This is a genomic window from Streptomyces sp. sk2.1, from assembly GCF_008120935.1.
GTDB lineage: Bacteria > Actinomycetota > Actinomycetes > Streptomycetales > Streptomycetaceae > Streptomyces.
In genome coordinates this window covers 226,625-240,081 of record NZ_RDBO01000077.1, presented here as the reverse complement: position 1 = coordinate 240,081, position 13,457 = coordinate 226,625, and the positions used below count along the sequence as shown (strand labels likewise).

Annotated in this window: 12 protein-coding genes and 1 riboswitch; of the genes, 4 read left to right on the top strand and 8 right to left on the bottom strand. The window is 72.3% G+C overall.

Annotated features, from left to right (window positions below):
- The first annotated feature begins 109 nt into the window (after positions 1-109).
- A riboswitch (cyclic di-AMP (ydaO/yuaA leader) is annotated at positions 110-278 on the top strand.
- Complete coding sequence (locus tag EAO76_RS28460) at positions 277-1,440, top strand: C40 family peptidase (RefSeq protein WP_148838777.1); 1,164 nt, start codon at positions 277-279, stop codon at positions 1,438-1,440. It overlaps the preceding riboswitch by 2 nt.
- Before the next feature lie 159 nt (positions 1,441-1,599).
- Here the strand turns inward: EAO76_RS28460 and EAO76_RS28455 are convergent, their stop codons facing one another.
- Positions 1,600-1,953, bottom strand: coding sequence for a hypothetical protein (locus EAO76_RS28455; protein WP_148838776.1), 354 nt, complete (start codon positions 1,951-1,953; stop codon positions 1,600-1,602).
- A 355-nt stretch (positions 1,954-2,308) separates the two neighbouring features.
- Between EAO76_RS28455 and EAO76_RS28450 the strand changes: the two genes are divergently transcribed.
- A complete protein-coding gene (locus tag EAO76_RS28450) occupies positions 2,309-3,370 on the top strand; it encodes an NlpC/P60 family protein (RefSeq protein ID WP_148838775.1) in 1,062 nt (353 codons plus the stop codon).
- Positions 3,371-3,492: 122 nt separating this feature from the next.
- Positions 3,493-4,257: a GNAT family N-acetyltransferase gene (locus EAO76_RS28445; RefSeq protein ID WP_148838774.1), complete on the top strand. Its 765-nt coding sequence runs from the start codon at positions 3,493-3,495 to the stop codon at positions 4,255-4,257.
- Between the two features lie 87 nt (positions 4,258-4,344).
- Here EAO76_RS28445 and EAO76_RS28440 read toward each other — a convergent pair whose 3' ends face one another.
- Together EAO76_RS28440 and EAO76_RS28435 are read right to left on the bottom strand one after the other, a co-directional pair.
- Positions 4,345-5,040 (bottom strand): response regulator transcription factor, encoded by a 696-nt coding sequence (locus EAO76_RS28440; RefSeq protein ID WP_148838773.1) that lies wholly within the window; start codon positions 5,038-5,040, stop codon positions 4,345-4,347.
- Positions 5,024-6,322, bottom strand: coding sequence for an ATP-binding protein (locus EAO76_RS28435; RefSeq protein WP_148838772.1), 1,299 nt, complete (start codon positions 6,320-6,322; stop codon positions 5,024-5,026). The genes EAO76_RS28440 and EAO76_RS28435 overlap by 17 nt, the downstream gene beginning before the upstream one ends.
- Before the next feature lie 239 nt (positions 6,323-6,561).
- On the opposite strand from EAO76_RS28435, the gene EAO76_RS28430 reads away from it, so the two are divergent.
- Positions 6,562-7,926, top strand: coding sequence for a PspC domain-containing protein (locus EAO76_RS28430; protein ID WP_148838771.1), 1,365 nt, complete (start codon positions 6,562-6,564; stop codon positions 7,924-7,926).
- A gap of 156 nt (positions 7,927-8,082) precedes the next feature.
- On the opposite strand, the gene EAO76_RS28420 is transcribed toward EAO76_RS28430, so the two are convergent.
- From EAO76_RS28420 to guaA, 5 genes are all read right to left on the bottom strand, one after another.
- Positions 8,083-8,619 (bottom strand): DoxX family membrane protein, encoded by a 537-nt coding sequence (locus tag EAO76_RS28420; RefSeq protein ID WP_389531054.1) that lies wholly within the window; start codon positions 8,617-8,619, stop codon positions 8,083-8,085.
- A gap of 111 nt (positions 8,620-8,730) precedes the next feature.
- Positions 8,731-9,999: a hypothetical protein gene (locus tag EAO76_RS28415; RefSeq protein ID WP_187438903.1), complete on the bottom strand. Its 1,269-nt coding sequence runs from the start codon at positions 9,997-9,999 to the stop codon at positions 8,731-8,733.
- Between the two features lie 113 nt (positions 10,000-10,112).
- Positions 10,113-10,907 carry a class II aldolase/adducin family protein gene (locus EAO76_RS28410; protein ID WP_148838768.1) on the bottom strand — a complete coding sequence of 265 codons (795 nt, stop codon included), beginning with the start codon at positions 10,905-10,907 and terminating at the stop codon, positions 10,113-10,115.
- 101 nt (positions 10,908-11,008) lie between these two features.
- The gene (locus EAO76_RS28405; protein WP_148838767.1) at positions 11,009-11,617 is read right to left on the bottom strand and encodes a Uma2 family endonuclease; all 609 of its coding nucleotides are present in this window, start codon (positions 11,615-11,617) and stop codon (positions 11,009-11,011) included.
- Positions 11,618-11,731: 114 nt separating this feature from the next.
- Entirely contained in the window at positions 11,732-13,318 is a 1,587-nt protein-coding gene (guaA, locus tag EAO76_RS28400; RefSeq protein WP_148838766.1) for a glutamine-hydrolyzing GMP synthase, read from the bottom strand.
- Between the last annotated feature and the right edge of the window lie 139 nt (positions 13,319-13,457).

Here is a 13,457-nt window from a genome sequence, read left to right as displayed (position 1 = left end):
CACGAAAATGTATCGGGCATATCGAACATCGACCTTCCCAGCGGCACACCGGTTGGCTAGCGTGCTCGACCGGGCCGCCCGTACCCCCTTTGCGGCGAACCACGCCGAGCGGGCGCCCACGCCGAATCCGGGCTGCTCTCGCGGGCGTTCGGAGCCGGGGACCCACAGGCAGCACCGGGGTGAATCGGTCCTCATCCCCCACTGAACGGACCGTAGGGCAACCTTCCGTTCCGCCCGAACCCGACAGCTGACCCGGCAGGCGGTCCACGGAAGGAGATGCCCGACTTGGCATCGCACCGCAAACCGCGCCCCCGCACACTCGGCACCGCGCCGGCCGTCGGGCTCACCACGGCGGCGCTGGCGTCCGTGACCCTGCTCTCCACGCAGAGCGCCACGGCCGCGCCCGACCCGAAGCCCGGCATCGAGGACGTCCAGAAGAAGGTCGACGACCTCTACCGGCAGGCGGGCACCGCGACCCAGAAGTACAACCTGGCCAAGGAGGCCTCCACCGCCCAGCGCGCCAAGGTCCGGGCCCTGCTGGACGACGTGGCCGAGCGCGCCGACAAGCTCAACGAGGCGCGCCGGACGCTCGGCGCCTACGCGGCCGCGCAGTACCGCAGCGGTTCCATCACACCGACCGCCACCTTCTTCCTGGCCGACGACCCGCAGGCGTACTTCGACCAGAGCCGGCTGATGGACCGGATGACCAGCCGGCAGCAGAAGGCGGTCACCGACTTCCAGGCCCAGCAGGCCAGGGCGGCGAAGAAGCGCTCCGAGGCGGTACGGAGCCTGGAGACCCTGACGACGACCCAGGCCACGCTGCGCACCAGCAAGCAGGACGTCCAGAAGAAGCTGGGCGAGGCGCGCACGCTGCTGTCGAAGCTGACCGCCGAGGAGAAGGCGCGGCTCGCGGCACTGGAGCGGAAGAAGGAGGCGGAGGCCAGGCGCAAGGCCGAGGAGCTGGCGAAGCGGCAGGCCGCCGCCGAGGCGGAGGCGGACCGCAAGGCCGAGGAGGCCGCGAAGGAGACGGGTCCCGGCAGCGGTACGGGCACGGGTACGGGCACCGGGACCGGTTCGGACAGCGACGCCACCAGCAAGACGGACAAGGTGCTCGCCTTCGCCAGGGCCCAGATAGGCAAGCCATACGTCTGGGGTGCGACCGGGCCGGACTCGTACGACTGCTCCGGGCTCACCCAGGCGGCGTGGAAGGCGGCGGGCGTCGACCTCCCGCGCACCACATGGGACCAGGTGAAGGTCGGCACCCGGGTCGCCACGGCGGACCTGCGGCCGGGGGACCTCGTCTTCTTCTACGACGACATCAGCCACGTCGGCATCTACAAGGGCGACGGGATGATGATCCACGCGCCGAAGCCCGGGGCGAACGTGCGCGAGGAGTCGATCTACTACATGCCGATCTACGGCAGCGTGCGCCCTGCGTGACGGCCTTACCGCCCGGCCTGCGGCCGCCGGACGGGCTCGCCGCTCCGAGCCCGTCCGGCACCTCGGCCCCGACCGCCGACCCGCCGCGCGAGGCGGGTCGGCGGCCGGGGCCGAGGTGCAAACAGGCCCGGAACCGGGCGCGGGGCCCGGCGGGCGGGCTCAGGTCCAGAGCGTGGCGATGAAGATGTTGGCGAGCGTCAGGCCGCCGACCGCCGCGAAGGCGCCCTTGCCGACCGTCTCCTCGTCCCGCTTGACGTAGACGAGCGCGAGGATGGCGATCAGGATCAGCGTCTTGATCCCGATCTTGATGTTGTTCACGTGGCCGCCGTCGGCCTCGTTCAGCCCGACCAGCGCGACACCGGTGACCAGCATGGTCAGCGCACCGTGCAGCATCGCCGGCACGAACCGGGCCGTGCCCGCGCCCATCGCCTTCATCTGGGTCAGGAAACCACCCAGCAGCGAGGCGATGCCGATGATGTGCAGGGCGACGAAGACATGAATGAGTACGTCCATGAGGCCGCAGCCTAGCCCCGCCCATATCACCGCCCCGCAGGCAGGTGCCACTTCCCGGCCGCTTCACTCGTGTCTGCACCCAATGCCTCACTCTGGTGCATTTTTCTCGATCACTCGACGACACCGCCGCGCCAAATTCAGACAATAAGCGTCATTACGACTCCTGCCCGTGCCCCGGGTCTAGCGTCCCTGACCAGGTGACCGACTCCATCGCCGCTCCGTCCCCGGACGGCGCACCGGTCACCCCGCCGGCGGTCCGGCGGCGGACCGCTCCCCCGTGGCACCCGTCGCCGGTTCGCCGGCGGGCCCGTCGGTAGTCCCCGACGGGCAGTCATCAGGAAGGACGCACGCCCTCGTGGCAGCGCATCGAAAACCCAAGCAGCGCCCGTTCTCCGGCTCTGCTGCCCGCACCGCGGCCGGTCTCGCCCTCACCGGGGCCGCCACCGCCGTCGTGCTGCCGGGATCGGCCCACGCCGACCCCGACCTCACCCCCGCCCAGGTCAAGGCCGAGGTGGACCGGCTGTACCACGACGCGGAGGTCGCCACCGAGAAGTACAACGGCGCGAAGGAGAAGGCGAGCGCCGCGACCAGGGCCCTGAACGCCCTGCGCGACGAGGCCGCCCGCCGGACCGAGCGGCTCAACACCGCGCGCGACGAGCTGGGCGCGTACGCCGCCGCGCAGTACCGCGCCGCCGGCATCAGCCCGTCCGTGCAGCTGGCACTCTCCTCCGACCCCGACCAGTACCTGGAACGCGCGGCGTTCGTGGACCGGGTCGGCGACCGCCGGGCCGCCGCGATCGACCGGGTCCGCAAGCAGGTCGCCCGGATCGCCGAAGTGCGCTCGCGGGCCGACGAGAAGCTGACCGTGCTGGCCGCCCGCCAGGCCGAGCTGAAGAAGCAGCGGACCACGATCAGGGCCAAGCTGGCCGAGGCGCAGCGGCTCCTCGCCCGGCTGACCCCGCCGGAGCGCGCCGCGTACGAGGAGTCCGGCCACGGCGGGTCCGGCGGTACGGACACCGCCGCCCGGGCCGACCGGGCCACCGCGCGCGGCCCCGTCCGGGCCCCGAACGCCCGTGCCGCCGCGGCCGTCGCATTCGCCTACGGGGCGATCGGCAAGCCGTACGTCTGGGGCTCGACCGGCCCCTCGTCGTTCGACTGCTCCGGGCTCACCCAGGCCGCCTGGCGCTCCGCCGGGGTCTCCCTCCCCCGGACCACGTACACCCAGATCAATTCCGGGCAACGTATCCCGCGCTCCCAACTCGCCCCGGGCGACCTGGTGTTCTTCTACTCCGGGATCAGTCACGTCGGGCTGTACATCGGCAACGGGCAGATGATCCACGCGCCGCGCACCGGGTCGACGGTCCGGATCGCGCCGATCGACCACATGCCCTTCGCCGGGGCGACACGCGTGGCATAGGCTCCCGATTCCGATCCGGAGCGGGCGCCGGCGGGCGGCCGCGCCCGGGTCGGACCATCACCGGGTCGGCCCGCCGTCGGGGGCGACCCGCCACCGACCAACCGGCCCGAGGACACCCACACATGCCCATGGACGTCGATGTCCAGACCCATGCCCGCACCCTCGCCCTGCGCTCCCCCGACCACCTCCGGGTCGGGCCGTTCACCGTGCGGTACAACCCCGACTGGTCCATCAAGTACGCCAATTACGCCATACCCGACCAGGACGCCGAACCGACGCCCGGGGAACTCGACGCCCTGATCGCGGTGTTCCGCGAGCACGACCGGCTGCCGCGGCTGGAGTTCCTGCCCGGCTGGGCGCCCGCGGTCGAACCGGCGCTGCTCGCGGCCGGGTTCACCGTCGAGAACCGGGCCCCGATCATGGCCTGCGCCCCGGACGGTCTGCTGGCGCCGAAGCCGGTGGCTGACCTCGTGATCGGCGAACCGGCCACCGACGCGGAGTTCGCCGCCGCCGCGCTCGTCCAGCACCACGGGTACGGCGGGACCGGCGAGCCCGAGGACGGCACGGAGCGGTGGCTGCGCACGGCGGTCGGGGGCGGCGGGGTCGCGGCCCTCGCCACCGTCGACGGCACACCGGCGGGCGCGGGCGGCTGCTCGGTCCCCGTCGACGGCCTCACCGAACTGGCCGGGCTCGCCGTCGCCGACGCGTTCCGGCGCCGGGGCATCGGCGCCGCGCTCTCCGCCCACCTCACCGCGACCGCCTTCGACCGCGGCTGCCGGGTGGTCTGGCTGGAGCCGGGCGACGCCGACGTCGAGCGGATCTACGCGGGCATCGGCTTCCGCCGGATCGGCGAGAAGCTGAACATCTCGCTCGACCCGGCGGCCTGACGATCACCCGCCGGCCGGCCGCGGCCGGTGCTCCCGGCAGCGCGGCAACAACCCGCGGCCCGGGGGCGGCGGGACCGGCGGTGTGGCTCAGACCAGCCGTCGGGCCGTCGCCCACCGGGTCAGCTCGTGCCGGTTGGAGAGCTGGAGCTTGCGCAGCACCGCCGAGACGTGCGACTCGACCGTCTTCACCGAGATGAACAGCTGCTTGGCGATCTCCTTGTACGCGTAGCCGCGGGCGATCAGCCGCAGCACCTCGCGCTCGCGCTGGGTCAGCCGGTCCAGGTCCTCGTCGACCGGCGGCGCGTCCGTGGAGGCGAAGGCGTCGAGGACGAAGCCGGCCAGCCGGGGCGAGAACACCGCGTCGCCCTCCTGGACCCGGAAGACCGAGTCGATCAGGTCGGTGCCGGTGATGGTCTTGGTGACGTAGCCGCGGGCGCCGCCCCGGATGACGCCGATGACGTCCTCGGCGGCGTCCGAGACGGACAGCGCCAGGAACCGCACCGGGTTCTCCGCGGCGCCCATCAGCGGGGCGCAGCGGCGCAGCACCTCGACGCCGCCGCCCCCGGGCAGGTGCACGTCGAGGAGGACGACCTCGGGGCGCGTCGCCGTGATGACGGTGACCGCCTGGTCGACGTCCGCGGCCTCGCCGACGACCTCGACGCCGGTCTCCTCGGTGCGGCCGATCTCGGCCTGGACGCCGGTGCGGAACATCCGGTGGTCGTCGACGAGCACGACCCGTACCCGGCGCTCCGGGTCCCCGCCCGGTTCAGTGGTCCTGGTCATCGCTCGCCCTCTCCATCTCCAGTTCGACCTCCGTGCCCCCGTCGGGCACCGAACGCAGCCGTGCCGTGCCGCCGTTGCGCTGCATCCGGCCGATGATCGATTCTCGTACGCCCATTCTGTCCCCCGGTACGGAGTCCAGGTCGAACCCCGGGCCCCGGTCGCGCACCGACACGAAGACCGTGCGGCCCTCGACCTCGGCGTACACCTGCACTGCGCCGCCCTCGCCACCGTACTTGGCGGCGTTGACCATCGCCTCGCGCGCGGCCTGCATCTGTGCGGCCAGCTTCTCGTCCAGCGGGCAGTCGCCGACGACGACCACCTCCAGCGGGACGCCGTGCTTGTCCTCGACCTCGGCGGCGGCGCGCTTGACGGCCTCGGCGAGGGTCTCGGGTTCGTCGTCCTCGTCCTTGCCGGTGCCCTCGGGGTTGTACAGCCAGTTGCGCAGTTCGCGTTCCTGGGCGCGGGCGAGCCTGCGGACCTCCCCGGCGTCCTCCGCGTTGCGCTGGATCAGGGTGAGGGTGTGCAGCACCGAGTCGTGGACGTGGGCGGCCACCTCGGCGCGTTCCTGGGCCCTGATGCGCATGGTGCGCTCCTCGGACAGGTCCTGGGTCATGCGCACGAGGTAGGGGCCGGCCAGCAGCGCGATGCCGGTGAGCACGGCGATCGCGGCGGTCAGGACGTTGCCGAGCTGGGCGGCGGAGCCGCGCACCACCATGAAGACGGCCAGTCCGAGGCCGACCAGGGCGACCCCGGCGAAGCCCCGGGCCAGGTTCAGGACCCGGCGGCGGCTGCCGACCTCCATCCAGCGGGCGCGCCGGGCGTTGTCGGCCTGCCGCCACACCAGTACGGAACCGGCGCCGATCAGCAGCGTCGGCCAGATGTAGCGGTTGGCCTTGCTGCCCATGTCGACGTTGCCGACGAAGATCATGGCGCCGATGAACAGCGCGATCAGGGCGAAGACCTGGCCCTTGTCGGGTTTGCGGAGCCGGCGGGTGCCGTCCGGGGCGGTCTCGAAGAGCGAGCGCGGCGGTTCGACGCCGCCGACGCCGAGCGGGACGACGATCCAGAACACGGCGTAGAGCAGCGCGCCGAGGCCGTCCGCGAAGAACAGGCCGAGGAAGACGAACCGGACCCAGGCGACCGGCAGCCCTATGTGCCCGGCGAGGCCGCGCGCGACACCGCCGAGCATCCGTCCGTCCGCGCTGCGGTACAGCCGCCGCAGCGGCGGCTCGTCCGGGTCGGCGGTGCGGGAGCCCGGGGCTCGGGGCGTGGCGGCTGGCATGCATCGATCGTCACATGCCCGCGCGGGTGGTGGCATCAGGGTCGGTCCCCCACTCGACCCTGAGAGCCCTGTGGCGGGGAGCGGCGGGCTCCGGTTCCGGGCCGACCGGGCGGGCCCCGGGCTGCCGGGTTCCCGGGTCCTTCGAGGTCCCGGGCCCCGAGGGCCTCGGGGCCAATATCAGGGATCGGCCAGGGTCGGGGCGGGTCCCGGACCGGCGTCCGGCCCGTCACCATGGAGCCATGACCGTTCCCCAGGACACCGCCCCCGGTGTCGCCCAGCCCCCCGAACCGGCTCCGCAGCTGCGGCGCAGCCCTCGGCACAAGGTCGTGGCCGGGGTGTGCGGCGGACTCGGCCGCTACTGCGACGTCGATCCGGTCATCTTCCGGATCGTGCTCGGCGTGCTGTCGGTGACCGGCGGCATCGGGCTGATCTTCTACGGCTTCGCCTGGCTGCTGATCCCCGCGGACGGCGAGGAGGAGAACGAGGCGCGCCGGCTGCTGTCCGGCCGGGTGGACGGCGCGTCGCTGATCGCGGTGCTCCTCGCGCTGATCGGCTGCGGGCTGTTCCTCTCCATGCTGAACAACGGCGGGACGCTGGCGTTCTCCGCGATGCTGTCGCTCGCGGTCGTGGGCTTCGCCGTGTGGACGCAGCAGCGCAGGACGGTGGCGCCCGCGGACCCGCTGCACCCGGCGGCCGCGCAGGCGGTGGCCGACGCGCCCCCCGAGGTGAAGGCGCCGCCGTCGCCGGGCAGCCCGTCGTGGTGGCGCGACCCGATCGTCAAGGACGGCACGACGGGGCCGGTGGGCCTGGGCTATCTGTGGGGTCCGGACGACGCGCTGCCCCCGGACCGGCCGGACGGGCCGGGCAAGCCGTGCCGCTCGCCCCGGCCTTCCTGGGAGAACCCGGACAATCCGTTCCGCGTGCCCCGGCGGGAGCCGGGCACCCGGGGGCCGGTCCCGATCGGCGGTCTCGTGTTCCTGCTCGCGCTGATCGCGGGCGGTCTGGGCACGGGGCTGAGCTGGGACTCGCAGCCGCTCGGCACGAGTCTGCAGTTCGGTCTGGCCGCCGCGCTCGCGGTGTTCGGGCTGGGCATGCTGGTCAGCTCGTTCCTCGGCCGGACCGGGTTCGGCACGGTCATGCTGGCAATGATCACGGCCGTTCTGCTGGCGGGCGCCTCCGCGCTGCCCAAGGAGATCTCCACGCAGTGGGTGCGCGAGGGCTGGCGCCCGGCCTCGGCGTCCGCCGTCCGGCCCGACTACCACCTGGGCACCGGGGTGGCCCGGCTGGACCTCACCGGGATCACGGTCCCCCGGGGCGACACCGTCACGACGAAGGTGGACGTCGGGGCCGGCCGCGTGGTCGTCGTCGTGCCGAAGGAGGTGACGGTGGAGGTGGCCGCGCGGGCGACCCTCGGGGACATCTCGCTGCCGGTCGCCCGCCCCGCCGACGCATCGGCCGATCAGCCGGTCGACGTGAACATCAGGCCGTCGCAGAACGAGCACCGGACGCTGCCCCCGGCCCCGGGCAGCAAGCCGGCCGGCACGGTCGAGCTCACTCTCGAAGTCGGCATCGGACAGGTGGAGGTCACCCGTGCTGCGTCATGAGTTCCGTCCGGGACGTGCGGTGACGGGCGTGGTCGTGCTCGCCCTGGCCGCGGGGTACGCGGCGGACGCCGCGGGCTCCTGGAACGCCCCCTGGACCTTCTTCTTCCCCCTGTTCTTCGGCGGCCTCTGGCTGGCCGCCACCGTGACCTGGGTGAACTACATGATCCGCCGCCGCCGCGCCGCGAGGAGGGCGTCCGCCGAAAACGTGGGTGCCCCGGCCAGCACGAGCGGCAGCCAGGCCATGAGATAGGCCAGGTCGTTGCCCAGGTAGTACGGCTCGACCTGCCAGCTGACGGTCAGCCACAGGCTCAGCGAGATCAGCGCCCCGCCGAGCGCGGCGATCCGGGCCCACAGGCCGAGGAGGGTGCCGAGGCCGACGAGGAGTTCCCCGACGGCGATGGCGTAGCCGAAGCCGCCGGGACTCTTCAGCGCGAGGTCGACCAGGGCCGGGATCGCGGACGAGTCGCGCACCGCGTGCAGGGTCTCGCCGAGGGAGCCCTGGCCGCTCGCGTGGAAGAACGAGCTGTCCGTCAGCTTGTCGAGCCCGGCGTAGACGAAGGTGACGCCGAGGAAGATCCGCAGCGGCAGCAGGGCGTGGCGCCGCGCCAGTTCGCGGATTCCGTGCGCCCCGCTCGATCCGTTCAGTCCGTTCGGGCCGCCCATACCTCGTACGTACAAGCCGTGATCCCGCATGTGGCCACCTCACCTCTCGTCGTCCCCGCCATCAGACGATACGTACGCGACGCGCGCGCCGGTCACCCGGTGGGGCCGTCCGAACGGCAGGCGGGTGGCGAGGGGCGGTGGTCAGTCCGTCACGTCGATCTCGACCCGGTTCGTCTCCACCCCGGCGGCGGTCACGACCTGCACCTCCACCACCCCCGGTTCGACCTCGACGGGCACCGGCACGGTGAGGACGCCGTCCGTCGGGTTGGCGAAGCCGCCGGTGACCGGGATCAGCGGTACGTGCACATGGACCCGCCCTATCCGGACGACCAGCCGGGCCAGCCGGTCCGGCGTCCCGGCCCCGGGCGGCACGAAACCCGCGCCGCGGATCTCGATGTCGTCGCCGGTGCGCACCGACGCGTCCAGGTCCCCGGCCTCGCGGGCCCGCACCACCGAGAGGATCACCGGACGGCCGCCCTCCGCGTACTTCCCGGCGAAGTACGCGAGCGCCGAGACGGTGACCAGCAGTGCCAGTCCCCAGGGCAGGTCGGGCAGTTGCTCGGGCCTGCGGGCCAGCCGGACCGCGGCGAACAGCACGGCGACGGTGCTCACCAGCACGTACTGCACGTCCGTGAAGCTGCCCCGTCCGGAGTCGTCGGTGAGCAGGTCGGCGGCGCGCGGCCGGACGGCCCGCAGCTTCTGGAGCCGGCCGGCCAGGGTCCGTACGGTCACCACCCGGCGCACGACCACGGCGACGGCGCACACCAGCGCCAGCACCGTCACCACCCCTGCGCCCCTCGCCAGGTCGAGTCCCTCGATCAGTTCGTCCCGCTCGGCGTGGTCGGAGGCGCCCGCGAGCTGGAGCGCCAGCACGAGCACGGAGAAGACCGCGAGCAGCACCCAGGAGGCGGCGACCGCCCGGGAGGTGGAGAGCCGGTTGTCCTCGCCGATCACGGGGGCGAGGAGGCCGCCGCGGGCGCGGTGGAGGTGGGCGGCGCCGGTGAGCAGCCCGGCGGTGACGAGTCCGGCGATCAGTCCCGCCGTACGGGCGTTGGTCCAGCCCCCTCCGACGGCGGTGACGGCCTCGCCGACGACCAGCAGGACGACGCCGCCCCACACCGCGATCAGGGTGCGCCGCCACACCCGGTACAGCCAGGCGTCGCCCGCCTCCCGGCCCCGTTCGGCGACGGTCCTGGCGGACTGGGTCAGTTCGTCGGAGACCCACTGCCGGGTCGCGGACGCGGAGTGGGCGACCCCGGACGGCAGTCCCTGCCCCGCGGCGAACTCGTCCCGTTTGGTCAGGAACGCGGCCACCGCACGCCGATGTCCCTCGCGCGCCCCGTGCGGGCAGCCACCGCACGTGCAGCCGCCCGTGTGCGTGCTGCCCGCACTCGCCTCGTCCAACGCCACGGAGAACGCCGCCCTTTCCCACTCCGGTCGATTCAACTCGACTGTTATTGCTGCGAATTGTGCCGCACGGAGGGGCTTCGGGCCGCATCGGGGCGGACCGACGGCGCGTATCGTCAGAATGTGCGACTGATCCGGCGCCACAGGGGCTGGTAGTTGATCCACGCCACCAGGTCGCTGCCCAGCTGATCCCGGGTGGCGACCGCGTCCCGGTGCTCGATCATCACCGGTTTCCCGGCCGCCCGCGCGGCCAGTTGCACCTGGCACGAGCGATCCAGCGCGATGAACCACCACGCGGCCGCGTCCACCGAGTCGCCCACGGTCAGCAGCCCGTGGTTGCGCAGCACGATCGCCTTGTGCCCGCCGAGCGCGGCGGCGATCCGGCGCCCCTCGTCCTCGTCGACGACGACCCCGGTGTAGGCGTCGTACAGGACGTGGTCCTCGTAGAAGGCGCAGGACTCCTGGGTGATCGGTTCGACGAGTTCGCCGAGCGCGGCCAGGGCCCGCCCGTGCACGGAGTGGGTGTGGGCGACGGCGACGACGTCCGGACGGGCCCGGTGCACCTGGGCGTGCACGGCGAACGCGGCCTGGTTGACGTGGTAACGCCCCTCGACGACCTGCCCGTCGCCGTTGACCATGATCAGCTCGTCCGGCGCGAGCCCCTCGAAGGGGACCCCGAAGGGGTTGACCCAGAAGCAGTCGGCGAACTCCGGGTCCCGCGCGGTGATGTGGCCGGACACACCGTCCTCGTACCCGTACTCCCCGAACAGTCGCAGCGCCCCGGCCAGCCGTTCCTTGCGGTGCGCGCGCTCGTCGGCCGCGGACGCGTGGACGGGCGGCATCGCGAAGTGGAGCCGGTCCACGGGTATGGGCGCGGGGGCGGGGACGGACGCGGGTGCGGTTTCGGACATGGCGGCTCCTCGGGACTCCCAGGACGTACGGGATCGGAAGTTACCGCCGGTCGCCACAAGTGGCCAGGGGTACGGGGGTTCTGCTCCTGGCTCGGCGCTCTCTACCTGCCGCGGTTGTAGATCTGGGTGAGGTCCGCCTCGATCCGGAACGGAACGTCCAGCTTGAGCTTGTTGTGGTAGATGCCCGTCGGGGTGTACGCCTGTCGGGCCGGGTCGAGTTCGTACACGTACACGATCGGCAGACCGTCTGCGTCCGCTTCCACCCGCCAGAAGTGAACGACCCCGGCAGCTGCGTACTTGCGTGGCTTGACGTCGCGGTCACGGTCCTGGGAGTCGGGTGACACCACTTCCACGGCCAGAACGACATCCTCGGGCTCGTACCAGGTCTGGTCGGCTCCGGTGTCCGCCTCCGCACGATAGACCACCATGTCGGGCTCCGGACGATTCCGCCTGTCGATCCTGATGGTCATCTCCCGGTCGACATCGAGATCCTGCGGCAGATGCGCCAGCAGCGCCTGCTCCAGCAACCACATCGTGCGGGTGTGGAATTTCCGCTGCGGACTCATGAAGACGAGGCTCCCGTCGATCAGCTCGGTGTGGGGCGGGAGGCCCGGAATCCGGTCGAGGTCGTCCGCTGTCCAGCCGCCCTCGGGGGGGACGGGCCAGCGGTACCGCTGCTTCTCAAGCCTGGGCTCGGGTGCGGCGCTCATGATTGCTCCCATGGGGCAGAGTCTCGTCTCCTCAGCCAGCGTACCCAGCGCATACGCCGATGCCGCCGCCCAAACGAATGAGCGACGGCATCGGCGTTGACCTGCGGGGAGGGGTCACTCCCACTCGATGGTGCCCGGCGGCTTGCTCGTCACGTCGAGCACGACGCGGTTGACGTCGGCGACCTCGTTGGTGATGCGGGTCGAGATCCTGGCGAGCGTCTCGTAGGGCAGGCGCGACCAGTCGGCCGTCATGGCGTCCTCGGAGGAGACCGGGCGCAGGACGATCGGGTGGCCGTAGGTGCGGCCGTCGCCCTGGACGCCGACCGAGCGGACGTCGGCGAGCAGGACCACCGGGCACTGCCAGATGTCGCGGTCCAGGCCGGCCGCGGTCAGTTCCTCGCGGGCGATGGCGTCGGCCTCGCGGAGCAGGTCGAGCCGCTCCTCGGTGACCTCGCCGACGATGCGGATGCCCAGGCCGGGGCCGGGGAACGGCTGGCGCTGGACGATCTCGTCCGGCAGGCCGAGCTCCTGGCCGACCATCCGGACCTCGTCCTTGAACAGCTGGCGCAGCGGCTCGACGAGCTGGAACTCGATGTCGTCGGGGAGACCGCCGACGTTGTGGTGCGACTTGATGTTGGCGGTGCCGGTGCCGCCGCCGGACTCGACGATGTCCGGGTAGAGCGTGCCCTGCACGAGGAACGCGACCTCGGGGCCGTCCTCCTGGAGGATCTCCAGCTGGGCCTGCTCGAAGACACGGATGAACTCACGGCCGATGATCTTGCGCTTGGCCTCCGGGTCGGAGACCCCGGCGAGGGCCTTCAGGAAACGCTCACTGGCGTCGACGACCTTCAGGTTGGCGCCGGTGGCGGCCACGAAGTCCTTCTCGACCTGCTCGGTCTCGCCCTTGCGCATCAGGCCGTGGTCGACGTAGACGCAGGTCAGCTGGGAGCCGATGGCCTTCTGGACCAGGGCGGCGGCCACGGCGGAGTCGACGCCGCCGGACAGGCCGCAGATCGCGCGCTTGTCGCCGACCTGGGCGCGGATCGCCTCGACCTGCTCCTCGATCACGTTGCCCGTGGTCCAGTTCGGCTCGATGCCGGCGCCGCGGTAGAGGAAGTGCTCCAGGACCTGCTGGCCGTGCGTGGAGTGCAGGACCTCGGGGTGGTACTGGACGCCGTAGAGCTTCTTCTCGTCGTTCTCGAAGGCGGCGACCGGTACGACGTCGGTGGACGCGGTGACGGTGAAGCCCTCGGGGGCGGCGGAGCAGGCGTCGCCGTGCGACATCCAGACCGACTGCTCGGCGGGGGTGCCCTCGAAGAGCGTGGAGCCGGCCTTGCTGACCGTGAGCGGCGTGCGGCCGTACTCGCGGGCACCGTTGTCGTCGACCGTGCCGCCGAGCGTGGTGGCCATCAGCTGGAAGCCGTAGCACATGCCGAAGACCGGCACCCCGGCCTCGAACAGCGCGCGGTCGAGGGAGGGCGCGCCCTCCGCGTACACCGAGGAGGGGCCGCCGGACAGGATGATCGCCCGGGGGTTCTTGGCCAGCATCTCGGCCACCGGCATGGTGGACGGGACGATCTCGCTGTAGACCCGGGCCTCACGGACGCGTCGGGCGATGAGCTGGGCGTACTGCGCGCCGAAGTCGACGACCAGGACCACGTCGGTGGTGCTGTCGGCGGCGGCGGGGGGTGCTGCTGGCACGGGGCGGCCTTCCGGCGGTGGAAAAAGGGGTCGGTTCTGTCGATTCTACCGGGGTCACCGAGCCACCCGGCGTCATGCTCAGGTCATGCCCACGGGGCCGGCGGGCCGGATGCCATAGGTAAAGACGAAGGTCGTGTGC